Origin of the sequence: Mycolicibacterium setense (assembly GCF_000805385.1) — a bacterium.
Taxonomy (GTDB): Bacteria; Actinomycetota; Actinomycetes; order Mycobacteriales; family Mycobacteriaceae; genus Mycobacterium; species Mycobacterium setense.
In genome coordinates, this window is sequence record NZ_JTJW01000003.1 from 716,996 (window position 1) to 739,143 (window position 22,148).

24 protein-coding genes are annotated in these 22,148 nt (G+C 66.5%); 14 read left to right on the forward strand and 10 right to left on the reverse strand.

Features of this window, described 5'->3' with window-relative positions; all coding sequences use genetic code 11:
- The first annotated feature begins 269 nt into the window (after window positions 1-269).
- Both groL and QQ25_RS04840 read left to right on the forward strand, forming a co-directional pair.
- Window positions 270-1,895 (forward strand): chaperonin GroEL, encoded by a 1,626-nt coding sequence (gene groL, locus QQ25_RS04835; protein WP_039314313.1) that lies wholly within the window; start codon window positions 270-272, stop codon window positions 1,893-1,895.
- A gap of 158 nt (window positions 1,896-2,053) precedes the next feature.
- Window positions 2,054-2,872, forward strand: coding sequence for an SDR family NAD(P)-dependent oxidoreductase (locus QQ25_RS04840; protein ID WP_039377521.1), 819 nt, complete (start codon window positions 2,054-2,056; stop codon window positions 2,870-2,872).
- Here the strand turns inward: QQ25_RS04840 and QQ25_RS04845 are convergent.
- The 3 genes from QQ25_RS04845 to QQ25_RS04855 form a co-directional block, all read right to left on the reverse strand.
- Window positions 2,775-3,416 carry a carboxymuconolactone decarboxylase family protein gene (locus QQ25_RS04845; protein WP_110812339.1) on the reverse strand — a complete coding sequence of 214 codons (642 nt, stop codon included), beginning with the start codon at window positions 3,414-3,416 and terminating at the stop codon, window positions 2,775-2,777. The two genes, QQ25_RS04840 and QQ25_RS04845, sit on opposite strands and share 98 nt — an antisense overlap.
- A 76-nt stretch (window positions 3,417-3,492) precedes the next feature.
- Window positions 3,493-3,870, reverse strand: a complete 378-nt coding sequence (locus QQ25_RS04850; protein WP_039314319.1) for a hypothetical protein — start codon at window positions 3,868-3,870, stop codon at window positions 3,493-3,495.
- 43 nt (window positions 3,871-3,913) lie between these two features.
- Entirely contained in the window at window positions 3,914-5,647 is a 1,734-nt protein-coding gene (locus QQ25_RS04855) for an N-acyl-D-amino-acid deacylase family protein (protein ID WP_039377522.1), read from the reverse strand.
- An 88-nt stretch (window positions 5,648-5,735) separates the two neighbouring features.
- Between QQ25_RS04855 and QQ25_RS04860 the strand changes: the two genes are divergently transcribed.
- Entirely contained in the window at window positions 5,736-6,122 is a 387-nt protein-coding gene (locus QQ25_RS04860) for a VOC family protein (RefSeq protein WP_039377814.1), read from the forward strand.
- A gap of 3 nt (window positions 6,123-6,125) precedes the next feature.
- On the opposite strand, the gene QQ25_RS04865 is transcribed toward QQ25_RS04860, so the two are convergent.
- The gene (locus tag QQ25_RS04865) at window positions 6,126-6,620 is read right to left on the reverse strand and encodes a hypothetical protein (protein ID WP_039377523.1); all 495 of its coding nucleotides are present in this window, start codon (window positions 6,618-6,620) and stop codon (window positions 6,126-6,128) included.
- Complete coding sequence (locus QQ25_RS04870) at window positions 6,620-8,140, reverse strand: serine/threonine-protein kinase (RefSeq protein WP_039377524.1); 1,521 nt, start codon at window positions 8,138-8,140, stop codon at window positions 6,620-6,622. Before QQ25_RS04870 ends, QQ25_RS04865 begins: the two co-directional genes overlap by 1 nt.
- Window positions 8,141-8,195: 55 nt before the next feature.
- Here QQ25_RS04870 and QQ25_RS04875 point away from each other — a divergent pair, with 55 nt between their 5' ends.
- From QQ25_RS04875 to QQ25_RS04890, 4 genes are all read left to right on the forward strand, one after another.
- Entirely contained in the window at window positions 8,196-8,714 is a 519-nt protein-coding gene (locus QQ25_RS04875; protein WP_039314328.1) for a mycothiol transferase, read from the forward strand.
- Window positions 8,711-9,286, forward strand: a complete 576-nt coding sequence (locus tag QQ25_RS04880) for a phosphatase PAP2 family protein (RefSeq protein ID WP_169748627.1) — start codon at window positions 8,711-8,713, stop codon at window positions 9,284-9,286. The genes QQ25_RS04875 and QQ25_RS04880 overlap by 4 nt, the downstream gene beginning before the upstream one ends.
- Before the next feature lie 405 nt (window positions 9,287-9,691).
- Complete coding sequence (locus QQ25_RS04885; protein WP_131546091.1) at window positions 9,692-10,882, forward strand: hypothetical protein; 1,191 nt, start codon at window positions 9,692-9,694, stop codon at window positions 10,880-10,882.
- A gap of 242 nt (window positions 10,883-11,124) precedes the next feature.
- Entirely contained in the window at window positions 11,125-12,654 is a 1,530-nt protein-coding gene (locus QQ25_RS04890) for an aldehyde dehydrogenase family protein (protein WP_039377526.1), read from the forward strand.
- Window positions 12,655-12,659: 5 nt separating this feature from the next.
- Here the strand turns inward: QQ25_RS04890 and QQ25_RS04895 are convergent, their stop codons facing one another.
- Window positions 12,660-13,247 carry a hypothetical protein gene (locus QQ25_RS04895; protein WP_131546093.1) on the reverse strand — a complete coding sequence of 196 codons (588 nt, stop codon included), beginning with the start codon at window positions 13,245-13,247 and terminating at the stop codon, window positions 12,660-12,662.
- A gap of 176 nt (window positions 13,248-13,423) precedes the next feature.
- Between QQ25_RS04895 and ppk2 the strand changes: the two genes are divergently transcribed.
- Together ppk2 and QQ25_RS04905 are read left to right on the forward strand one after the other, a co-directional pair.
- Window positions 13,424-14,281, forward strand: a complete 858-nt coding sequence (ppk2, locus tag QQ25_RS04900; RefSeq protein WP_029110721.1) for a polyphosphate kinase 2 — start codon at window positions 13,424-13,426, stop codon at window positions 14,279-14,281.
- A 34-nt stretch (window positions 14,282-14,315) separates the two neighbouring features.
- On the forward strand, window positions 14,316-15,164 hold the full coding sequence (locus QQ25_RS04905; protein ID WP_039377528.1) for a hypothetical protein: 849 nt from the start codon (window positions 14,316-14,318) through the stop codon (window positions 15,162-15,164).
- 114 nt (window positions 15,165-15,278) lie between these two features.
- Here the strand turns inward: QQ25_RS04905 and QQ25_RS04910 are convergent, their stop codons facing one another.
- From QQ25_RS04910 to QQ25_RS04920, 3 genes are all read right to left on the reverse strand, one after another.
- Window positions 15,279-16,001, reverse strand: a complete 723-nt coding sequence (locus QQ25_RS04910; protein WP_039377529.1) for an MgtC/SapB family protein — start codon at window positions 15,999-16,001, stop codon at window positions 15,279-15,281.
- Window positions 16,002-16,079: 78 nt separating this feature from the next.
- Window positions 16,080-16,349: a hypothetical protein gene (locus tag QQ25_RS04915; protein ID WP_039377815.1), complete on the reverse strand. Its 270-nt coding sequence runs from the start codon at window positions 16,347-16,349 to the stop codon at window positions 16,080-16,082.
- Window positions 16,350-16,412: 63 nt separating this feature from the next.
- A complete protein-coding gene (locus QQ25_RS04920; protein WP_264019309.1) occupies window positions 16,413-18,449 on the reverse strand; it encodes a prolyl oligopeptidase family serine peptidase in 2,037 nt (678 codons plus the stop codon).
- Between the two features lie 26 nt (window positions 18,450-18,475).
- Here QQ25_RS04920 and QQ25_RS04925 point away from each other — a divergent pair, with 26 nt between their 5' ends.
- Genes QQ25_RS04925 through QQ25_RS04945 form a run of 5 tightly spaced genes read left to right on the forward strand, consistent with a single transcriptional unit; the run spans window position 18,476 to window position 21,492 of the window.
- On the forward strand, window positions 18,476-18,973 hold the full coding sequence (locus tag QQ25_RS04925; protein WP_039314349.1) for a DUF779 domain-containing protein: 498 nt from the start codon (window positions 18,476-18,478) through the stop codon (window positions 18,971-18,973).
- A 35-nt stretch (window positions 18,974-19,008) separates the two neighbouring features.
- Window positions 19,009-19,287, forward strand: coding sequence for a putative holin (locus QQ25_RS04930; protein ID WP_039314352.1), 279 nt, complete (start codon window positions 19,009-19,011; stop codon window positions 19,285-19,287).
- The gene (locus tag QQ25_RS04935) at window positions 19,280-19,795 is read left to right on the forward strand and encodes a hypothetical protein (RefSeq protein WP_039377530.1); all 516 of its coding nucleotides are present in this window, start codon (window positions 19,280-19,282) and stop codon (window positions 19,793-19,795) included. The genes QQ25_RS04930 and QQ25_RS04935 overlap by 8 nt, the downstream gene beginning before the upstream one ends.
- Window positions 19,796-19,825: 30 nt before the next feature.
- Window positions 19,826-21,226, forward strand: coding sequence for a dihydrolipoyl dehydrogenase (gene lpdA, locus QQ25_RS04940; RefSeq protein WP_039377531.1), 1,401 nt, complete (start codon window positions 19,826-19,828; stop codon window positions 21,224-21,226).
- Window positions 21,223-21,492, forward strand: a complete 270-nt coding sequence (locus QQ25_RS04945; RefSeq protein ID WP_039314362.1) for a flagellar basal body-associated FliL family protein — start codon at window positions 21,223-21,225, stop codon at window positions 21,490-21,492. Before lpdA ends, QQ25_RS04945 begins: the two co-directional genes overlap by 4 nt.
- A gap of 65 nt (window positions 21,493-21,557) precedes the next feature.
- On the opposite strand, the gene QQ25_RS04950 is transcribed toward QQ25_RS04945, so the two are convergent.
- Window positions 21,558-22,109, reverse strand: a complete 552-nt coding sequence (locus QQ25_RS04950; RefSeq protein WP_039314364.1) for a carboxymuconolactone decarboxylase family protein — start codon at window positions 22,107-22,109, stop codon at window positions 21,558-21,560.
- Window positions 22,110-22,148: the final 39 nt, after the last annotated feature.

A 22,148-nucleotide genomic window follows, 5' to 3' on the forward strand; every position in this document is an offset into this window, starting at 1 on the left:
GGGCGCCAGAGCGCGCAGGGGGCAGCCAAGAGGTGGAAATCGGCGACTTTCGCCAGCGGCGGAACCAGGAAAGCCCGAGCCGGCGTCTGAAACCTTGCACTCGCCCTGGTCGAGTGCTAAGAATGCAGTTGGCACTCTCGATCAGTGAGTGCTAGGTCGGGACGGTGAGACCGGGGCCGCACCTGCGGGAGCACACCCCAGTCGTCCGTCGCGGGCACTGAGCCCGGCCAACAAGACGTGCATCCCCAATCCGGAGGAAACACTTCGCAATGGCTAAGACAATTGCGTATGACGAAGAGGCCCGTCGTGGCCTCGAGCGGGGTCTGAACGCCCTCGCCGACGCGGTAAAGGTGACGCTGGGCCCCAAGGGTCGCAACGTCGTCCTGGAGAAGAAGTGGGGCGCCCCCACGATCACCAACGATGGTGTGTCCATCGCCAAGGAGATCGAGCTGGAGGACCCGTACGAGAAGATCGGCGCTGAGCTGGTCAAAGAGGTCGCCAAGAAGACCGACGACGTCGCAGGCGACGGCACCACCACCGCCACCGTTCTGGCCCAGGCCCTGGTTCGCGAAGGTCTGCGCAACGTCGCTGCCGGCGCCAACCCGCTCGGCCTGAAGCGCGGCATCGAGAAGGCCGTGGAAAAGGTCACCGAGACGCTGCTGAAGAGCGCCAAGGAGGTGGAGACCAAGGAGCAGATCGCTGCCACCGCCGGTATCTCCGCCGGTGACCAGTCCATCGGCGACCTGATCGCCGAGGCCATGGACAAGGTCGGCAACGAGGGTGTCATCACCGTCGAGGAGAGCAACACCTTCGGCCTGCAGCTCGAGCTCACCGAGGGTATGCGCTTCGACAAGGGCTACATCTCGGGTTACTTCGTGACCGACGCCGAGCGCCAGGAAGCCGTCCTGGAGGATCCCTACATCCTGCTGGTCAGCTCCAAGGTGTCGACCGTCAAGGATCTGCTGCCCCTGCTGGAGAAGGTCATCCAGTCCGGCAAGCCGCTGCTGATCATCGCCGAGGACGTCGAGGGCGAAGCCCTGTCGACCCTGGTGGTCAACAAGATCCGTGGCACCTTCAAGTCTGTGGCCGTCAAGGCCCCGGGCTTCGGTGACCGTCGCAAGGCCATGCTGCAGGACATCGCCATCCTCACCGGTGGCCAGGTCATCAGCGAAGAGGTCGGCCTCTCGCTGGAGACCGCCGATGTCGCACTGCTGGGCCAGGCCCGCAAGGTCGTCGTCACTAAGGACGAGACCACCGTCATCGAGGGTGCCGGCGATGCCGACGCGATCCAGGGCCGTGTCGCCCAGATCCGCGCCGAGATCGAGAACAGCGACTCCGACTACGACCGCGAGAAGCTGCAGGAGCGCCTGGCCAAGCTGGCCGGCGGTGTTGCGGTGATCAAGGCCGGGGCTGCCACCGAGGTGGAGCTCAAGGAGCGCAAGCACCGCATCGAAGACGCCGTGCGTAACGCCAAGGCTGCCGTCGAAGAGGGCATCGTCGCCGGTGGTGGCGTGGCTCTGCTGCAGTCGGCTCCGTCGCTGGACGAGCTGAAGCTCACCGGTGACGAGGCCACCGGCGCCAACATCGTGCGCGTCTCGCTGTCGGCTCCGCTCAAGCAGATCGCCTTCAACGGTGGTCTGGAGCCGGGTGTCGTCGCCGAGAAGGTGTCGAACCTGCCCGCGGGTCACGGCCTGAACGCCGCGACCGGTGAGTACGAGGACCTGCTGGCCGCCGGCGTTGCCGACCCGGTCAAGGTCACCCGCTCGGCGCTGCAGAACGCGGCGTCCATCGCGGCACTGTTCCTCACCACCGAGGCTGTCGTCGCCGACAAGCCGGAGAAGGCCGGGGCGCCCGCGGGCGACCCGACCGGTGGCATGGGCGGTATGGACTTCTAAGTCCCTTCACGAGAAAAGCCCCGGTGCGCTACGCGCGCCGGGGCTTTTTCGTGCCGCCGAGTGTCCAGTTGTGTCACGCGTTTCGGTGGTCGGTGTGCATCAACTGGCCACTCGGCATCGAAGGCATGGAAGTAGGGGCAAGAAGTAGGGTCAATCCCATGCCGTTGCCGCCGCCGTCACCGACCACCACCGCCGTCGTGACCGGCGCCTCCTCGGGCATCGGTGCCGATATCGCCCGCGAACTGGCCCGCCGCGGCTACGGCGTCACGTTGGTCGCCCGCCGCGAAGACAAGCTGCGGGAGCTGGCCGCCGAACTGGCCACCAGAGCAGAGACGATCGCCTGCGACATCGTCGACCCCGACTCACGCGCAAGACTTTTCGACACCATCGCCGAACGCGGCCTTACCGTCGACATCCTGGTCAACAACGCCGGCATCGGCACCATGGGCTCGGTGGTGACATCGCCACCCGCCGACGAGATCGCCCAGGTGCGGGTAAATGTGGAAGCGGTGATCGACCTGACCACCCGCGCGGTGCAGCTGATGGTTCCCCGCGGCCGGGGCGCGATCCTCAACGTCGGCTCCACCGCCGGCTTCCACCCGTTCCCCGGGCAGGCGGGTTATGCCGCCACCAAGGCGTTCGTGCACAGCTACACCGACGGCGTGCGCGCCGAGCTGGCCGGCACCGGTGTCACCGTCGCGACGCTGTGCCCCGGCCCGGTGCGTACCGAGTTCCTCCGGACCGCCGGTATGGACGAGCGAAAGTTCGCCGCGGCGTTCCCGAAGGCGTTGTGGATGTCATCCGAGGATGTGGCGCGGGCCGGCGTCGACGCACTCGACGACGACCGCGGCATGGTGATCCCCGGTGCCCCCAGCCGGTTCACGACCCGTGTGGCGCAACTGATTCCGCGACGGATCCTGTTGCCGATGCTGGTCCGCCAGCACCCCGCGCTGCGCCGCGACCGGTCGGCTGGTTAGCCGGCCAGGGTCGCATCCACCCTTCGACGGGCAGGTCCAGGCCATTGCACAGCGTGCAGATGGTCCGATACCAGCCGAGCGCCACGAGCAGTTCCATCCGTTGTTCGTCGTCGAGCTTGCGCCCCAACGCATCCCACGTCTCGGTCGTCCAGGACCCGGTGCGTTCCAGTTCGTCGACAGCCCCGATCAGCACGCGCTCGAAATCGGTCCACCCCGCTTCGGCGCCGGTGACCAGGGCGTCGCACTCCTCGTCGCTGACCTTCGCGATCGGACCCCAGAACGCTGCCTGCCCACCCCACTCGTACTCACAGCCCACGAGCGCGCAGATCCGCAGGATCGCGATGGTGCGCACCCGCGGTGGCAGCCGAGCATCGACGTAGAGTGACTCGCCCAGTTTCCGCAGCCGGGCCGCCAGATCCGGGTGGCGCTGCAGGCACCGCACCAGTAGCAACGGTTCGTAGGTGCGATCGGGATGACCCCAACTGTTGATGCCGGCGGCGTCGTCGTCGCTCCACGGCTGCGCCAGCGGCTCGACCCGCGTCATGCGGTCACGGTTCACCCGACAAACCTACGACGCGGACGCTGTCGCACGTCGAGCGCCCACATGGCGTTGAACCCACTCAGTTCTCGGAGAGCACCACGCAGTCGTTGCTCGCCGAGCTCGGCGCCTGAGCCGGCCGCCTGCGGTGCAACACCGCACGACTGGGAACGACCTGCGGGGTGTCGTCGTCGGTGGCGGCGGGTTTACCGCGGCCGTCGACGATCAACGAGTAACCACCGGGCTTGTGTGGCGGCCAGATCAGGGTCACCGCGTCGTGCAGGGTGAGATTCCTGCGGGTGTGGTCCCCGACGGCACCGATGTCGATGACGCCGTCGACGAAGTGCGGCTCGACCGCCACCGTGTGTGCGTGGTAGTCGTCGTCGACCGTGACGAGGTAGGCGAACGTGTAGTCCGTCAGCTTGTCGGCCAGCTGGTTGAGATCCACTTTCACGCTCATGACGTGAGAATAGTTCTGTTGGCGCCCCGTCGTGGCGGACCTGTCACATGGGTGCGGGCTGTTTGCCCCGGACCAGCCGACCGGGCCGCGCCTCGGTGGGGACACCGTGTTCGGCGATCACCTGTCCGGACACCACGGTGGCGACGTAACCGTCGGCGGTCTGGTCCAGCCGGCGCCCACCCCCGGGCAGATCGTGGGCGACGACCGGCCGGTGCAACCGCAGCGCCGCATGGTCGATCACGTTGAGATCCGCCTTGTAGCCCAACGCGATTCGGCCACGGTCGGCCAGTCCGGCGACGCGGGCGGGCACCGATGTCAGCTCGCGGACGGCTTGGGCCAACGACAACCTGTCGCCGGCCCGGTCGCGTACCCAGTGCGTCAGCAGGTAGGTGGGAAAGCTCGCATCGCAGATCATGCCGTAGTGCGCGCCGCCGTCACCGAGGCCGAGCACCACGTCGTCGCGCCGGAGCAGCTCGGCGACGGTGTCGAGCGAGTTGTCACGGAAGTTGGCCAGCGTCACCAGAAGCATGGCGTGCCCGTCGTCGTCGAGCAGGCGGTCGTAGGCCTCCTCCAGCGGGTCCACGCCGCGCGCCCGGGCCCTCGCACCGATGGAGTTCGACGGGTCGGGTTCGTAGTCGGGCACCTCGCCCAGCGGATACATGTAGTCCCAGGCCTGCACCGCGAACATCAGCGGATGCCCGTCACTGGCCGAGGAATCACTCAGGATACGTTGGCGGACTTCGGCCTTACGCATCTCGGCGACGCGCTCGGCGAGTGGGAGGTGCGCGATCTCCCGGTAGCTGGGGTAGAGCACGAACGGGTTGCCGGACAGTTCTAGGCCCAGCACCAGTCCGATCGGCCGCGGGAAGATCTGTGCCGAGATGCTGCCGCCGTTGGAGTTGGCCTTCTCCACCATTCGCAGCGCGTCTTCGAAGAACGCGGGGCCCGCATTGCCGATGGCCAGGGTGAAGGTGACCGGCAACCCGACGTCGGCCGCGACGTCGAACACCGTCTGCAGTGCCGGTTCGTAGTCGCCCGCTACCAGATCCGGCACGAACTGGATCAGGCCACCGCCGGCGTCGTCGACGCCCCGGGCGATCGCCTCGATCTCCGCGTAGCCCGCGTCGTAACTCGGGATCGGCTTGCCGCTCTCGGTCTTGTGGATGGTCAGCCTGGACGACGCGAACCCCAGCGCGCCACAATGCACCGCCTCGGCGGCGAGCTTGCGCATCAGCGCCAGATCCTCGGCGGTGGCCGGTTCGCGATCGACGCCCCGTTGACCCATCACGTACACCCGCAGTGGTGAATGCGGCAGGAACGCCGCCACATCAATATCGAGGCGCCGCGACGACAACGCGTCGAGGAATTCGGGGAACGTCTCCCACGTCCACGGCAGACCGTCGACCATGACGACCCCGGGGATGTCCTCCACCCCGGCCATCACGTCGACGAGCACGTCATGATCGTCGGGCCGGCACGGCGCGAACCCGACACCGCAGTTGCCCATCACGGCCGTGGTGACCCCGTGGGCCGAGGACGGGTTGAGCCGGTCCGACCAGATGGCCTGACCGTCGTAATGCGTGTGCAGGTCCACGAACCCCGGGGTGACCAGCAGCCCGGTCGCATCGATCTCGCGTGCGGCGGTCCCGGCCACGGAACCAACCCCGGTGCCGATCTGGGCGATGACGCCGTCGCGCACCGCGACGTCACCAACATACGGTTCGCCGCCCAGGCCGTCGATGATCGTGCCGCCACGGATACACAGGTCGTAGCTCATCTAACTAACCTACGACTCCCGGCTGTGTATGCCCATGGGGTTGGCCGAAATTCGCGGGCTTGTCGGCGGCCCGTGTCAGGATCAGGCCGTGATCGATCACTTCGGCATCAACTGCTCCGATTTTCCCAAGTCCACCGAGTTCTATGACACCGTGCTCGGCGTGCTGGGCTTTACCCGGCAGCTCGATTACGGCGTGGCCATCGGCTACGGCACGGAAGGGCATCCGGACTTCTGGATCGCCGATGCCGGCGCCGGCGAGGCCAAGGGCCCCAACCGGGAAATCCACGTGGCGTTTCAGGCCGCGGGCGTGGACGCGGTCGCGGCGTTCTACGAGGCCGCGCTCAAACTGGGCGCCGAGTCGTTGCATGCACCGCGGCTGTGGCCCGAGTACCACCCGGGGTACTTCGGCGCCTTCGTCCGCGATCCCGACGGCAACAACGTCGAGGCGGTCTTCCACGGAGCCGCGCCGCAGTAGCCGCTACAGCGGTTCCAATTCCGAGATCAGCCAGTCGCCGTGCACGCGGGTGAGGCTGACTCGGTAAGCCAGCCCATCCTTGGTCGATTGCGCACCGTCACCGGCGGCCTCGGTTTTCTGGTCGACGAATGCCACCACGCTGGCCGCGTCGGCCGTCAGCGACTCCACACCGGTGTGGCGCACCGTCGCGGTCTGGGTGATGTTGTCCGCCTTCGTGCGGATCGTCTTGCGGTACTCGTCGACCGCTGAGCCGGTCAGCACCTCGGCCACCGCGTCCATGTCTGCCCGGCTCGTCGTCGGGGTGAAGCTCAGCATCTTGACCACATTGGTGGCGACGAAATCGGTGACCTGCTCGCGCGCCCGGTCGCCGTCGGCGATGGGCGCGGGCGCCGGCCGGTTCTTGACCGAGAGCTGCCAGAAACCCAGGCCGGCGGCGGCCACGGTCCCGACGATGAGCAGGACGATCAGCAGCGTCCAGCCTCGTGTGCGTGCCTCCATCAGTTGACGAACTCCAGTTTCGAGGCCTTGTAGCCGCCGTCGACATGCTCGACGGTGACCCGCATCCGCTGCAGTGAGACCACGCCCACCCGATTGCTCGTCACGGTGACCTTCGTGTCGACAGTGACGAGCACGACCGCTTCATCGGAGAACAACGATTCGACGCCCGCCCCGGTGATCGTTCCGTCAGTCTTCACACCCAGTTCCCGGGCCTTGCGTTTGATCGCCGGCGCCTGGCTTCTCAGGTCGGCGCGGAACTCATCGGTGGCGCCGTCCATGATCGCCTCGAGATCGCTGTCGGCCGTGTCGGCGCTCACGGTGACGGTGTGCAGCGCGAAGGTCCGGGCGGCCTCGACATACGGCTGCCATGACGGGGTGCTGCGCGGCTCCGGCGTGGTCCGGCCGAACTGGCTGACCGCGAAGCCGATGGCGCACACCAGGAGCACCGCCAGCGCGATCGGCAGCACAACCCTTGCGGTACTGCGCTTCTGGGGAGGCCGAGGTTGCGGGCTGGGGCCAGACCAGATGGGGGAGGGGTACGGCGCGCTGATCGACGGGCCACGGGGTGTGGCGAAGGCCGGGGCCGCGATGATGCGTGGAGGTTCGGCCGACACCGGTGACGGATCGGCTGACAGCGGTGGCGGCGACACCCGCGTGCGGGGCCGCTGCCTGACCGGGGCGGTCGCGCTGTCGCCGGCGAGAGCCTTCGCGAAGTCGCTGCATCGACGGAACCGGGCGCCGGGCTCCTTGGCCATGCCCTTGAGCACCACATCGTCCAGGTCGGCCAGTTCAGGGCGAAGGATGCGCAGGCTGGGCGGGCGCTCGTTGAGCTGCTTGCTGATAACCACCGCGGGATTGGAATGATGGAACGGCGAGTGCCCGGCCAGGAGCTGAAATGCGCTGGCCGCCAAGGAGTATTGATCCGCCCGCCCGTCCAGCGGCTGCCCGAGCAGCTGTTCGGGAGCGGAGTAGGCCATCGAGCCGACGGCCATGTTGGTCGCGGTGATCCCGCTGATGTCGTCTGTCCGGCGGGCAACGCCGAAGTCGGCCAACAGGATCCGGCGCCGCGCGGCGTCCGGTCCGGTCAGCAGGACGTTCGCGGGTTTGACGTCGCGGTGGAGCAGGTTGCGCTCGTGGGCGTAGTCGAGTGCCTCGGCGATGGCGGTGATGATCTCGACCGCCTCCCGGAGCGGCATCCCGCCGGGGTGACGCTCGCGCACGTGCCGTGCGGCATCGGTGCCGTCGACGTAGTCCATCGCGATCCACAGCCGGCCCTCGTACTCGCCGCGATCGTGCAGGCCGACGATGTGGGGATGCCACAGCGAGGCGGCGATATCGGCCTCGCGGTTGAACCGGTCGCGATACTGAGCATCGCCGGTCAGGGCGGCGGGCATGACTTTGAGCGCATCCTGGCGGGGCAGGCGCGGATGCTGCGCCAGATACACCTCACCCATGCCGCCCGAGCCGAGCAGACGTTGAATCGTGTAACCGGCGAACACCTCGCCGGAATTCAACGGCATGGCGGTGATGCTAGCCCGCGCGGTGGCGGGCCGGTCCGCGAGTAGCGTCGAGGTCATGGCTGCCGCTGATTCCGATGCCGTCCGAGAATTGCTGCGCGACGCATTCACCCGGCTCATCGAGCACGTCGACGATCTCACCGAGGGGTTGACCCAGGAGGTCTCCAGTTATCGCCCCACCCCGCAGGCCAACAGCATCGCCTGGTTGATCTGGCACAGTGCCCGATGCCAGGACCTGCAGTTGTGTGACATCGCCGGGATCGAGCAGGTGTGGACCCGCGATGGATGGAAAGACCGCTTCGGGCTCGACCTGCCCGCCGACGACATCGGGTACGGGCACGGGCCCGACGATGTCGCGAAGGTGCACGCACCGGCCGAGCTGTTGGCGGGGTATTACCTGGCCGTGCACAAGGTGACACTGGCCTACATCGCCGGCGTGACCTCTGACGACCTGGGCCGCATCGTCGATACGCGGTGGGATCCGCCAGTGACGGCGAGCGCGCGGTTGGTCAGCATCATCGACGATTGCGCTCAGCACCTCGGACAGGCGGCGTATCTGCGCGGCATCATCCCTTGACCCCTCGATGGTGGGTGCCGGTCGGCCTTCTCGCCGCCATGGTGCTGCTGGGCTGGGCAGTGCGTGGCGCACCGATTCCGATCGACGACTGGTTTCAGAGCCTCGGTAGCGACTTGGGTTCGCACCGGTCTGTGTTCCTCGTGTTCACCAAGCCACCTCTGGTGGCCGCCGCGTTGGTGATCGGCATCGTCGTGGCGCTGCGGCAACAGCGCAAGCGGTTGGCCCTCGCCATGGTGGTCAGTCCGTTGCTGGCGATCACCGTCGTGCGGCTCGTCAAACCTCTCTTCGGCAGGGAGAAGGAGGGCGCACTGGCCTATCCGAGCGGACACACCACGTTCCTCGTGACGGCGACCGGCCTGCTCATGCTGGTGGCCTGCATGCGAATGTGGGCGCTGGCGACAGCCGTGTGCGTCGTCCTGCTCGGCATCTTCGGCCTGTCGATCACCTTCCACTACTTCACCGACACCGTCGGCGGGGTGTTGCTGGGATCGTCAGTTGTGTGCATTTCCGCGATCCTGGCCCGCGAAGGCGAGCACGGCAGGGTGGCAAGCGGTCCATCTGAGCTTCGCTGAGCGATCACCTTTCGGCCTCACCCTTTTTGGGTGGTGGCAACTCATGTCAGGGATTCGATTCGTAGGGCGCCACCGTCGGCAGCTCTGGCGTCCCCGGCGATGGCCCCAACTGTCAAGAACCACTTGATTGTTCAGGCCGACAAGCCGAATCGCATGGTTGCGTCCGGCAAGACTTTCGGCCGTGGCGTGGGCGGCTGGCAAATTTTCTCAACCGTCACGAGCTGGGCTGATGGTTACGCAAAGTACTTTGCGGCAACACGTCCGAAAGGGTGGATGTTTGCATGTGCAAATACCTGCATCCGGCTACCTGAGAAAAAGCTGAGATCTTGATTAGCAACAGGTAATTTTCTGCCCGGACCAGGCAATCAGCCAGGCCAAACAGCCAGTTTCCGAGGGGATTCACCTATGACAAGTCTTGTCTCGAGCGGTCTGACCGCATGCGTGGCCGCGGCCACCGCCGGCGTCATCGCCATCACTCCGGTGGCAGCGCCGACGCCGACCCCGCCGCGCATCGTGGACGCCTCGGCATCGCTGATGGCCGACTTCACGGGTATGAATCAACTCGGGTTGGCGTTCCTGTCCGGGCAACGGCTTGCCGATCAGTTCTTGCAGGTACCGCTCACCCCGTTCGTGCTCGCCGCGCAGATCGCCGCCGGTGACAACGAGCGGCTGTTCTCGCAGATCCGCCAGATTGTCGATTCGCCGCTCTACGTGGCCGATCCGCTGATCGAGGCGATCGCCATCACGGTCCCGAGAGAGTTTGGTGGCGGCTCGGACCACATCACCAACATCACGACCGGTGACGGCGCCTTCATGCAGTTCCGCAACAACGAACTTCTGGGCCTTCGGGACGCGATCAACGGTCAGTTCGCCGACGCTCTCGGCGTCGACACCCCGTGGCCGAACGCGAACTACACCGCGATGCTCGCGGCGGGCCTGACCGAGTCGGCGACGCGAGGCATGAACGGCGCCGTGCTCGGGGCGGTCGGCGTGGTCGCTATCGCGCAGGCGATTGTCGAGGGGGACAACGAGGCCCTCTACACGGCGGTCCGGTCATACACGGACGCCCCGTTGTGGGTCGCCGACCCGACCATCGAGGGTCTGGCGTTGGCTCTGCCCGAGTCGCTCGGGGGTGGCACCGATGGCGTGTTTACCGAGCAAGGTCCCGAGGACGGGGCGCTCATGCGGTTCCGTAACGAGAAGCTGTGGACGGCCACGCGGGACACGCGGGTGAATATTGCCCACGCGCTCGGGGTCAACGTCAACGCCAACGGAGATGTGATCGAGGAGGCGGACACGTCGGCTCGGGGCGTCACCTCGCGGGTTGCCACGTTGAATGCCGCCGCATCTCCCGAGGCCGATTCGCCGAAGGTGGACAAGCTCAAGCCACATGTGACGTCCCTCAACACCTCGATCAACAAGTCGCTCGACGGCGCGAAGGACCGGGCCGAGCAGCGGCGTGACAAGGTCAAGGCCAACGTGAACAGGGCCGTGACGCGGGTGCAGACCGCGGCGAAGAACCTGACCAAGAAGGTCACGCCGAAGGAATCCCCGAAGGCCGCCCAGAAGGCTGCCTCGAAGGGATCAGAGGACTGATAGCCGGCGGAGCCGGCAGCGTGCGGTGACTGGGGGGTCATCACACGTTGCCGGCTCCGCTCCTCTGCAGACGAGGGGTCGCCACGACCGGGATAAGCCCCCTCGAAATCATCGAGAAGGTCGCTCACGCACCCGCGGAGCGACCATTTCGTTGATCTGGGCGTAGTCGTCATCGCCTCCGCACTTGACAGGTGTCAACCCCGGTGCGACGTGCGTCACAAACGGTGATTAACATAGGCCCCATGACAGCGACGCCAGATGTTGATCTGACCGGAGAGTTCACGGGTTCCGGCACCATCCACAACCCCGCGACCGGTGCCGTCGCCGGCCAGGTGACATGGACCGATGCGGCCGACGTGCCACGCATCGCGGCCGGTCTGCGGGAAGCTCAGAAGGAGTGGGAGGCCCGCGGCGCGAAAGGCCGGGCCAAGGTGCTCGCCCGCTACGCGGTCTGGTTGGGCGACCACCGCGACGAGATCGAGAAACTCCTGATCGCCGAGACCGGTAAGTCGGCCATGGACGCCGCCCAAGAGGTCCCGCTGCTGATCATGATCCTCTCGTACTACATCAAGGTGGTCGAGAAGGCGATGGAGCCGGATTCCCGGCCCGCCCCGCTGGCGTTCCTGTCCATCAAGAAGATCGCTGTGCACTACCGGCCGCGGCCGGTCATCGGCATCATCGCGCCGTGGAACTACCCCGTGGCCAACGCCATGATGGACGCGATCGGCGCCCTGGCCGCCGGGTGTGCCGTGCTGCTCAAGCCCTCCGAGCGCACCCCGCTGACCGCCGAGGTACTGCTGCGCGGTTGGCTCGATTCCGGTGCGCCCGAGGTGTTCGCCCTCGCGCAGGGTGCGCGTGCGGTGTCCGAGGCCGTCATCGACAACTCCGACTACATCCAGTTCACCGGCTCCAGCGCAACCGGCGCCAAGGTGATGGAGCGGGCCGCCCGCCGGCTGACCCCCGTCAGCCTGGAGCTCGGCGGCAAGGACCCGATGATCGTGCTGGAAGACGCCGACGTCGAACTCGCCGCGAACGCGGCTGTATGGGGCGCGATGTTCAACGCCGGCCAGACCTGTGTCTCGACCGAGCGGGTCTATGTGCTCGAGTCGGTCTACGACCAGTTCGTCGCCGCGACCGTGCGCGCCGTGGAAAACCTCAAGATGGGCACGGGTGAGGGCTACCACTTCGGCTCCCAGATCGACGAGAGCCAGGTGGCGATCACCGACCGCCACGTCAAGGATGCCGTCGCCGCCGGCGCCAAGGCGCTGACCGGAGGCAAGCGTCCCGAGGGCGGGGGTAGTTTCTTCGAGCCGACCGTGCTCGTCGACGTCGACCACTCGATGGCCTGCATGACCGAGGAGACCTTCGGGCCGACGCTGCCGATCATGAAGGTGTCCTCCGTCGAGGAGGCGGTGCGGCTCGCCAACGACAGCCAGTACGGCCTGAGCGCGTCGGTGTTCTCCAAGGACGTCGAGCGGGCCAAAGCGGTTGCACTGCAGCTCGATTGCGGTGCGGTCAACGTCAACGACGTCATCTCCAACCTGATGTGCACCACGGCGCCGATGGGCGGCTGGAAGGCGTCGGGCATCGGAGCCCGCTTCGGCGGTGTGGACGGGGTGCGCAAGTTCTGCAAGCAGGAGACCGTGGTGGTCCCGCGCACCAACGTCGGCGCCGGCGGCACGTACTACAACAACTCGGAGAAGGCGCTCGCCCGGATGAACAAGCTGATGACCAAGCTGGCATTGGCTCGTCCGCGTCGTAAGTCCAAGTAACCGGGCTACGGCTGGCAGGCGGCGCCTCCGGACGTCTCGAAGATGTCGTCGCTTCCTGTGATCCGCTGTCCGCAGACCACGACCACGGAGCTGGGGACGATCACGGGAAAGGTGGACGCCGCCCTACTCGGTGCGAACGCCTGCGAGCCGTCCGGGTAGGTGGCGATGGGCCTGTTCGAAACCTTGCCGCCGACGGCGAGCACGTTGGTCCACTCACCGTGCACCATCGCCGTGCCGTTGATCGCCACCACCGTGTTGTCGTGGTCGCCGGTATACGGGTCGATGTAGTCCTTCTGGAAGCCCGCCGTGCCGTCGAGTGCGAACATCTTGTTGCCAGAGCGGTTTTGACCGACCGCCGTAGCCGTGGCCGGCCGGAACACGCTGATGGCCAACGCCCGGTTGTCGTTGGACGCGTTGGCCCGGGCGCCGGTGGCAGAGTTGTCCCCGATTCCTATCGGGTCACCCGGGCCCCGGTCGTAGGAGATACCCGGCGCGGCGCCGGCCGTGCCCGCTCCGATCATCGCTACCGCGCCAACTCCGGCCGCCAGCGCCGAGCCGACCGAGAACCTGCGAACAACACGTTTCGTGAACAAGAGAGGCCCTTCTCGAAGATGGTGCGTGACCGTTGACACCAGTGATGATGGAGCCCAGCCGGCCGGGTGGACCGAGTAATGCACTACTGCACTTCGGCGACGTGTCGGCGGCCGCTGCTACCGGACGTTCACCCGAGCATCACCATTTCGTCCTCGCGGTTCGCTAGGTTGCGCCGGTGACTCTCGACATCACCGGGTACGCGGTCCGTGACGACGACGATGACGACCCAGTTCTGCTGCTGGAACCCAGCGGCGAGGTCGTCGACACCTGGCGGGAGAACTACCCGTACGAGGACCGCATGTCGCGGCAAGAGTACGAGGAGCAGAAACGGCTGCTGCAGATCGAACTGCTCAAGCTGCAGAAGTGGAGTCAGAGCAACGGCCTGCGGCACGTCATCGTGTTCGAGGGGCGCGACGCCGCGGGCAAGGGCGGCACCATCAAACGGTTCATGGAGCACCTCAACCCTCGCGGGGCCCGCGTCGTCGCTCTGGAGAAGCCGACCGAAAAAGAACGCACCCAGTGGTACTTCCAGCGCTACGTACAGCACCTCCCGGCCGCCGGTGAGATCGTGCTGTTCGATCGGTCCTGGTACAACCGTGCCGGGGTGGAACGCGTCATGGGCTACTGCTCGCCCAAGCAGCATGCCGAATTCATCCGTCAGGCCCCGTTGTTCGAGCAGATGCTGGTCAACGACGGCATCAGCCTGACCAAACTGTGGTTCTCCGTCACGCAATCCGAGCAGCGCACCCGGTTCACCATCCGCCAGGTCGACCCGGTGCGGCAGTGGAAGCTCTCACCCACCGACCTCGCTTCGCTGGACAAATGGGACGACTACACCGCGGCCAAGGAAGACATGTTCGCCTGGACCGACACCGAGATGGCGCCCTGGACCGTGGTCAAGAGCAACGACAAGAAACGCGCCCGCATCAACGCCATGCGGTACGTGCTCGGTAAGTTCGATTACGACAACAAGGATTTTGAGGTGGTCGGCCACGCCGATCCGCTGATCGTGGGGCGTGCCCTGTCGGACTGAGCAGTCTGGCCGCCGCCCGAGAGTAGGAGGCGGCGTGCGATTCGTCATGACGCTGTTCCTGTGGGTTTTGACGACGATCCTGCTGGCGGCGGCGGTGCCGTCGGCGTGGGTGCAGAAGAACATCATCGACCAGCAGGGTTATTCGGCGTTCGCCGCAGCCGCGGCCGCCGACCCGCAGTTGCAGCAGGCGGTCGCCGGTGAACTCACCACCCAGGTGCAATCACTGGCCGCCAGGAGCGGGTCCGACGTGGACTCGCGGCAGATCCGCGCTGTCGCGGGTGCCTACACCGCGGGGTCGGCGTTCCCCGGACAGTTCGCCCTGGCCAATCAGGTCTCGCACACCTGGATGTTCACTGACAGGTTGTCCCGCAACGAGAACGGCAGTTGGGTGATCGACCTCGCCCCGATGCTCTCGGATGCGTCGTTCCGCGAAACCCTGTCCGGATTCGGTGTCGAAGTGCCGCAAACACTTACGGTTCCCATCGCGTCGTCGGCCCCTGACAGCTTGCGGCCGGGCATCTTGCGTCCGCTGGCGGTGTGGGGGCCCTGGGTCAGCATCGGAGTGACGGTGCTGGCCGGTGTCTTGGCCCTGTTCACTTTGGCTGCCGCCCGTTCCCGCGGTAAAGCCCTTGCTGCCCTGGGGATTTCCGCATTGCTGGTGGGTGCCGCCGGATGGGCCGGGCTGGAGGCGGGCCGCCGTTACCTCAACGAAGCGCTCAACCACACCAGCGGCGACATCCGGCAGATCGCCGACGCCATGGCCGGCCACGCGATCGGCAGCCTGCACCAATGGCTCAACCTCACGCTGGCGGCCGGTGGGGGACTGGTGGTGTTCGGGATCGTCGTGGCGCTGCTCGGGGGATTGCGGCGTCGCCCCAGCTGACTTTCCGCCGGTTTCTGCACCTGGGTCGTTCGCCGCGAAAATCACGACCCTGGTGTAGATCTCGCGATGTCAGCGGCGATTCAGCTGGACGAAGAAGGACTTGCAGCCTGATACTCAGTCTTTGCCGATCCAACTGGCCGGTGCCTCGTCGCGGATCGACCAACGGGCCGACCGGATTTCGGGCTGCAGACTGACATTGGCAATCGCGTCTTCGAGCACCTTGTCGTCCCGGACGTCCGCTGACAGTTCGGCGCGGAGCCGAACCTCATCGGGTGCCGAGGTGGCCGTCGAGAGCAGCGACCGGAGCTGCAGTTCGGGGCCGGCGACCGCCCGCAGGATGACGGCCCGGACGTCGGCTTCCGCGTCGGCCCGGCAGGCCACGTCGAGCACGTAGTCGGCCGGTGAGGTCTCCCGGCCGGCGCGGGATTTGACGCGATCCATGCGTTGGCCGATTGAGTGCAGCAGGCCGTTGGCCACGATGATGATGCCCGCGGCGGCGGTGGCCTCACGCCAGAACCATGCACCGGCCATAGCGCCGACGGCCGCGGTCGCCCAGAGTGTGGCAGCGGTGTTCAGGCCGGTCACCGACGTGCCCTGTTTCATGATCACGCCCGCACCGAGAAAGCCGATGCCCGTGACGATCTGCGCTGCCACGCGGGTGGGGTCAGCGCCCTCGAATGCGTACGCACCGAGGATCAGGTACAGCGCCGAGCCCATGCTGACCAACGCCATGGTTTGCAGGCCCGCCAGCCGGGACCGCCACTGGCGCTCCATACCGATCGCGATGCCCAGCAGTGTCGCGAACCCGACACGGCCCAGCAATTCCAGAGCAGGCATGGATTGCATGGGTGAAGTTTGCGCCGGTGGACGCCGGTCTGTGGGTCTGACACGCAGAGCCAGGGCTAAACGACGCCGTCAGGAGTCGTCGTCGCGCCGCTGGCGGAAGTTCTGGAAGGCGACGGCAAAACGGGCGTCGGCGGGTGTCCGGTCCTGTTTGACACTCGATGCGGTGAGCGCCAGGGCGATCAGAATGTCCGCGGCGGTGACGAACAAGCCGGCCCAGTACATCCACTTCAGCGCCGGATCCGGCTGCGAGGCAAAGTAGACGACCAGAAAGATCGGGCCCACGATGCCGAAAACGAACATCATGGTCTGAAAGGCGAGGTAGCGGCGCAACACCGACATGGCGGTCAGCATATCGGGCGTGGTTGCCTCAACGTAGCTGTCAGGGCCGGTGCCCAGGGGCCGCTAGGACCGCAGCGTCTGCCACAGGAATTCGTAGGTCAGCGCTGCCTTGAATGCGGCCTGCTTGTTGTCAGCCGCGCCGCCGTGGCCACCTTCGATGTTCTCGTAGTACAGCACCCGGTGCCCGGCGGCCTCCAGTGCCGCGGCCATCTTCCTGGCGTGCCCGGGGTGCACCCGATCATCGCGGGTCGAGGTGGTGATCAGGATCGGCGGATACTTCGCGTCCTTCGAAATATTCTGGTACGGCGAGTATTTCGATATGAACTCCCAGTCCGCCGGATCGTCGGGATTGCCGTACTCGGCGACCCATGAGGCGCCGGCGAGCAGCAGGTGGTAACGCTTCATGTCCAGCAGCGGCACACTGCACACCAGTGCCCCGAACAGTTCCGGGTACCGGGTCAGCATCACGCCCATCAGCAGCCCGCCGTTGCTGCCGCCGGAGGCGCCGAGTTGCTCGACCGTGGTGATGCCGCGGCGCACCAGATCCGCGGCGACGGCGGCGAAGTCCTCGTACACCACATGGCGGTGCTCCCGCATCGCCTGCTTGTGCCAGCGCGGGCCGTACTCCCCGCCGCCGCGGATGTTGGCCTGCACGTAGGTGCCACCGCGTTCCAGCCAGGCCCGGCCGATGCCGCCGATGTAGCCCGGCGTCAACGAGTTCTGGAATCCGCCATAGCCGTACAGGTACGTAGGGCTCGGCTCGTCGCGGCGGCCGACGACGAAATACGGAACCTCGGTGCCGTCCTTCGACGTGGCGAAGAACTGCTCGACGTCGATACCGGCGGCGTCGTAGAACGCCGGTGCGGACTTGACCTCGACCAGTGGCCCGCCGGCAGTGCCGTACAGGAGCCGCGACGGGGTGGTGAATCCGCTTGAGTTGTAGAAGACCTCGTCACCGAATCGATCGATGTCGACGACGATGGTGTCCGTCGCCGGCGGGATGTCCGGCGCGTCTGCGCGTTCCCAGGTGCCGGGCGTGACGACCTCGACGTGGCTGGCGACGTCACGCAGCGTGATCAGGATCAGCTTGTCCCTGGTCCACTGCACACTCGACAGGCTGCTGTGCTCGTCGGGCTCGTAGATCATCGCCAGATCGGTTGTCCCGGACAGGAAATCGTCGAATTTCGTGCCCAGTAACGCGCCCGCCGGATAGGTCACCCCACCCACCTGCCAGTCGGTGCGCAACGAGATGAGCAACCACTCGCGGTGCAACGACAGTGAGGAGTCGGTCGGCACCTTGAGTTCGATGAGCTCGCCGTCGCGCACCTCGTAGCGGATGCGGTTGTAGAAGTCGGTGTAGCGGCCCAACCGGGTGTGCTCGAAGCCGGGTGTCCGGTCGATCGAGGCGATCACCCGGACATCGGTCGGCTCGGCCTCGTACACCGTCTCGGCGTCGGACAACGGCTCGCCACGGCGCCAGCGCTTGGCGATACGCGGATAGCCGGACTCGGTCATGGAGCCCTCGCCGAAGTCGGTGCACACCAGCAGGGTGTCCTCGTCCTCCCAGGACACCGACGACTTGGCCTCGGCCAGCTCGAACCCTCCGGGGACGAATTGTTTTGTCCGCATGTCGAACTCGCGTACCACCGTAGCGTCGGCCCCGCCCCGGGACAGGCTGATCATCGCCAGCGTGTGCTCGGGTTCGATCACCTCGGGACCGGCCCATACCCAGTTCTCGTCCTCGGCGCGGGCCAGCTCGTCGATGTCCAGGATCACGTCCCAGTCCGGATCATCGGTGCGGTAGCTCTCCAATGTGGTGCGCCGCCACAGGCCGCGTGGATTCGCCTCGTCGCGCCAGAAGTTGTACAGATACTCGCCGCGCCGTCCCGGGTAGGGAATCCGCGCATCGGTGTCGAGGATCTCCAACACCTCGGAGCGCATCGCCTCGAAGCGGTCACCGCTCAACTCGGCGAGCGTCGGTTCGTTGTGCGCACGCACCCACGCCAACGCGTCGTCGCCGGTGATGTCCTCAAGCCACAGGTAAGGGTCCGTTGCCACGCGTCCATTGTGACCGCGCGCGTAATGTGAGCTGAACAACACCACTGTCGAGGAGAAGCGAGGACGCGATGGGTCAGGCACCGGCTCGGGCCCTGATCACCGCGGCCGCTGCCGCACTGTTGGCGCGGTTACAGGAACGGCACGGGGCATTGATGTTCCACCAGTCCGGCGGATGCTGCGACGGGTCATCGCCGATGTGTTACCCCGACGGCGAGTTCATCGTCGGCGATCGCGACATCCTGCTGGGTGTTCTCGACGTGGGCGATGCGGGTGTGCCGGTGTGGATATCCGGTCCGCAGTTCGAGGCGTGGAAGCACACCCAGCTGGTCATCGACGTGGTTCCGGGCCGCGGCGGCGGTTTCAGCCTGGAAGCGCCGGAGGGCATGCGGTTCCTGTCCCGCGGCCGGGCCTTCACCGACGCCGAGAACGACCTGTTGGCCGAAGATCCACCGGTGACCGGCGCGCAGTACAGCGCCGGTGCCCGACCTTCCGATACCGGCAGCCACGTCGTCGACGAGGCCGCCGACGCCTGTCCGATCCCAAGCGGACGCGCCGCACGGATGTAGCGGGCCGTCGCGGGTCGCGGCGTTATCGTCGAAGAGTGATTCCGCTGCCACGGGCGTGGCTGCTGACCAGCGCGATGTTGGTCGGCGTAGCGGTCGGGCTGCTGGTAGGCATTGCCACAACATTGCTGGTCACGGTCACCGTCCGGCCCGATGTGGTGATCGCCCTCGTCCTCGGGGTGCCCGGGGTCCTCGGGATACTGATGGTGCTGGTGTCGGGGCGACGGTGGGTTACCACGCTCGGCGCATCTGTGCTGGCCATCGCGCCCGGTTGGTTCGGTGCCCTGGCGATCGTCCAGGTGGCATCGCATGGCTGAAGACGTCGACACCTCCACCGCGGACTTCGCCCCGCTGTTCGACACGGGGGAGAACGAGGCCCTCGACCAGCAGTTGCCGTCGGAACCGACGTCCGCGGAAGACATGACCCCGGACGAGACCGCACTCGACGACGAAACCGCTTCCGACGACGACGCGCCTTCGGCGCCGCTGCCCGCGCCGGCTCCGCCCATCGTGGTGGAAGGGTCATACCTGTACGTCAAGTGGTGGACGTTCGTGGGCATCCTGGCCGGGGTGTGGTTCGTCTCCGCCGCGGCGGGGGCCGGCCTGTACTACTACTGGTACCAGTCGGCCGACAAGACCTGGCCGGTGTTCGCCGTCCTCGCCTACGTCGTCGTCACCACGCTGGGCGCCCTGGTGGCCTCGACGGCCCAGCGCAAAGCGCTGGTCTCGGCCCTGGCGATCGCCCTGATGTCTGCGCCGGTGGCGGCCTTGGCCGCGGCGGCGGTCTTCTACGGCGCCTACGTGTTCGGCTGGATCGGCCGGTAGGACCATTGCGCCGCCCATTAGGGTGGGGTCGTGACCCACTTTGACGTCGTCGTTCTCGGAGCTGGTCCCGGTGGATACGTCGCGGCCATTCGTGCCGCCCAACTGGGGCTGAATACCGCAATTGTCGAACCCAAATACTGGGGCGGCGTGTGCCTGAATGTCGGGTGTATCCCGTCCAAGGCGCTGCTGCGCAACGCGGAACTCGCGCACATCTTCAACAAGGAAGCCAAGACCTTCGGCATCACCGGTGAGGCGACCTTCGACTACGGCGCCGCCTTCGACCGCAGCCGCAAGGTCGCCGACGGCCGCGTCGCCGGCGTGCACTTCCTGATGAAGAAGAACAAGATCACCGAGGTCCACGGCTACGGCACCTTCACCGGGCCCAAGGCGATGTCGGTGAAGCTCAACGAGGGCGGGACCGAAGAGCTCACCTTCGACAACGCCATCATCGCCACCGGATCGTCGACCCGTCTGGTGCCGGGTACCTCGTTGTCCGACAACGTGGTCACCTACGAAACCCAGATCCTCTCGCGCGAGCTGCCGGGGTCGATCATCATCGCCGGCGCGGGCGCGATCGGCATGGAGTTCGCCTACGTTCTGAAGAACTACGGGGTCGACGTCACCATCGTCGAGTTCCTGCCGCGCGCGCTGCCCAACGAGGACGCCGAGGTCTCCAAGGAGATCGAGAAGCAGTACAAGAAGCTGGGCGTGAAGATCCTCACTGGCACCAAGGTCGAGGGAATCGTGGACAACGGGGGCGACGGGCCCGTCGTTGTGACGGTCAGCAAGGACGGCAAGTCCGAGGAGCTCAAGGCCGACAAGGTGCTGCAGGCCATCGGCTTTGCGCCCAACGTCGAGGGCTTCGGCCTGGAGGCGGCCGGCGTCGCACTCACCGACCGCAAGGCCATCGGTATCGACGACTACATGCGTACCAATGTGCCGGGTATCTATGCCATCGGCGATGTCACCGGCAAGCTGCAGCTGGCCCACGTCGCCGAGGCGCAGGGTGTTGTCGCGGCCGAAACCATCGGCGGCGCAGAGACTCTGGCGATGGGTGACTACCGGATGATGCCGCGCGCCACCTTCTGTCAGCCGCAGGTGGCCAGCTTCGGGCTCACCGAGGAGCAGGCCAAGGCCGAGGGATACGACGTTGTGGTCGCCAAATTCCCCTTCACCGCCAACGGCAAGGCGCACGGCCTGGCCGACCCGACCGGATTCGTGAAGCTGATCGCGGACAAGAAGCACCTCGAACTGATCGGCGGGCACCTGATCGGGCCCGACGTGTCCGAACTGCTGCCGGAGTTGACGCTGGCCCAGAAGTGGGACCTGACCGCCAACGAGTTGGCCCGCAATGTGCACACCCACCCGACCCTGTCGGAGGCGCTGCAGGAGTGCTTCCACGGTCTGGCCGGCCACATGATCAACTTTTGAGAAACGAAATCGTCGCCGGCATAGTCGGATTGGTGGTCGGCCACATCCTGTGGCTGGCCGCCATCACCTTGGCGACCGAAGGCTCACGGGTGAACATCTGGGTGCTGCTGGTCGCTGCCCTGTCGTTCATCGGTGGCGCCGCGGGCGCATACTTCGGCCGGCGCAAGTATCAGGCGAAGTCCCACACGTGGGCGGCGTTCCTGTGGGCGTTGCCGGTGTCGCCGGTGATCTTCTCGCTGGTGCTGCTCGGGGTCACGTACCTGTAGCCCGGAAGCCCTGCGATTTGTGTGCGTTTAGCGGCGCTGACCGCCGCTAAACGCACACAAATCACTCAGTCCGGGAAGTCCAGCGGGATCCGCAGCGTCGTCATCGTGGCGGCCAGGCCATCGTATTGGCTTGCCAGCATGCAGAATTCGATGAGCTGCTGCTTGGTGAAGATCGCCGAGAGCGCGGCCCAGGTTTCCGGCGAGACGGACCGGGTGACGACGAACTCGTCGGTCGCGGTGATCAGCACCCGCTGACGGTCGGTCAGGCCCTCGGCGTCGGGGCCCTTGAAGATACGGGCCTGTGTCTCGACATCCACGCCGCGGCTGCGGGCGAGCCGGCGGTGCTGCTGCAACTCGTACTCGCAGTCGCGGAGATGGCCGACCCGCAGGATCACCAGCTCGGCGTCCTGACGCGGCAACTTGCCCAGCGGGCCGAGCAGCAACCCGGAATAGGGCAGCCAGGCCAGGAACAGCAGCTTGTGCTGGCCCAGCACGTTCATCAGGGTGAACCTCGGCGCCCGGATGGCGCGGGCGCCCAGCTTGGCGATGGCCCAGTTGATCGGCCCCAGCTCACGGAATCCGCCGGGTGCGATACGGGCCGGCTCGAGTGCACTCACCCAGCCGAGTCTGGCACAGGTGGTGCGGCTCAGAAGGTC

Excerpts from the sequence above, each read along its gene's own strand:
- groL (WP_039314313.1), top strand. The coding sequence starts at position 270 with ATGGCTAAGACAATTGCGTATGACGAAGAGGCCCGTCGTGGCCTCGAG.
- QQ25_RS04840 (WP_039377521.1), top strand. The coding sequence starts at position 2,054 with ATGCCGTTGCCGCCGCCGTCACCGACCACCACCGCCGTCGTGACCGGC.
- QQ25_RS04845 (WP_110812339.1), bottom strand. The coding sequence starts at position 3,416 with ATGACGCGGGTCGAGCCGCTGGCGCAGCCGTGGAGCGACGACGACGCC.
- QQ25_RS04850 (WP_039314319.1), bottom strand. The coding sequence starts at position 3,870 with ATGAGCGTGAAAGTGGATCTCAACCAGCTGGCCGACAAGCTGACGGAC.
- QQ25_RS04855 (WP_039377522.1), bottom strand. The coding sequence starts at position 5,647 with ATGAGCTACGACCTGTGTATCCGTGGCGGCACGATCATCGACGGCCTG.
- QQ25_RS04865 (WP_039377523.1), bottom strand. The coding sequence starts at position 6,620 with ATGGAGGCACGCACACGAGGCTGGACGCTGCTGATCGTCCTGCTCATC.
- QQ25_RS04870 (WP_039377524.1), bottom strand. The coding sequence starts at position 8,140 with ATGCCGTTGAATTCCGGCGAGGTGTTCGCCGGTTACACGATTCAACGT.
- QQ25_RS04875 (WP_039314328.1), top strand. The coding sequence starts at position 8,196 with ATGGCTGCCGCTGATTCCGATGCCGTCCGAGAATTGCTGCGCGACGCA.
- QQ25_RS04885 (WP_131546091.1), top strand. The coding sequence starts at position 9,692 with ATGACAAGTCTTGTCTCGAGCGGTCTGACCGCATGCGTGGCCGCGGCC.
- QQ25_RS04890 (WP_039377526.1), top strand. The coding sequence starts at position 11,125 with ATGACAGCGACGCCAGATGTTGATCTGACCGGAGAGTTCACGGGTTCC.
- QQ25_RS04910 (WP_039377529.1), bottom strand. The coding sequence starts at position 16,001 with ATGCCTGCTCTGGAATTGCTGGGCCGTGTCGGGTTCGCGACACTGCTG.
- QQ25_RS04915 (WP_039377815.1), bottom strand. The coding sequence starts at position 16,349 with ATGTCGGTGTTGCGCCGCTACCTCGCCTTTCAGACCATGATGTTCGTT.
- QQ25_RS04925 (WP_039314349.1), top strand. The coding sequence starts at position 18,476 with ATGGGTCAGGCACCGGCTCGGGCCCTGATCACCGCGGCCGCTGCCGCA.
- QQ25_RS04935 (WP_039377530.1), top strand. The coding sequence starts at position 19,280 with ATGGCTGAAGACGTCGACACCTCCACCGCGGACTTCGCCCCGCTGTTC.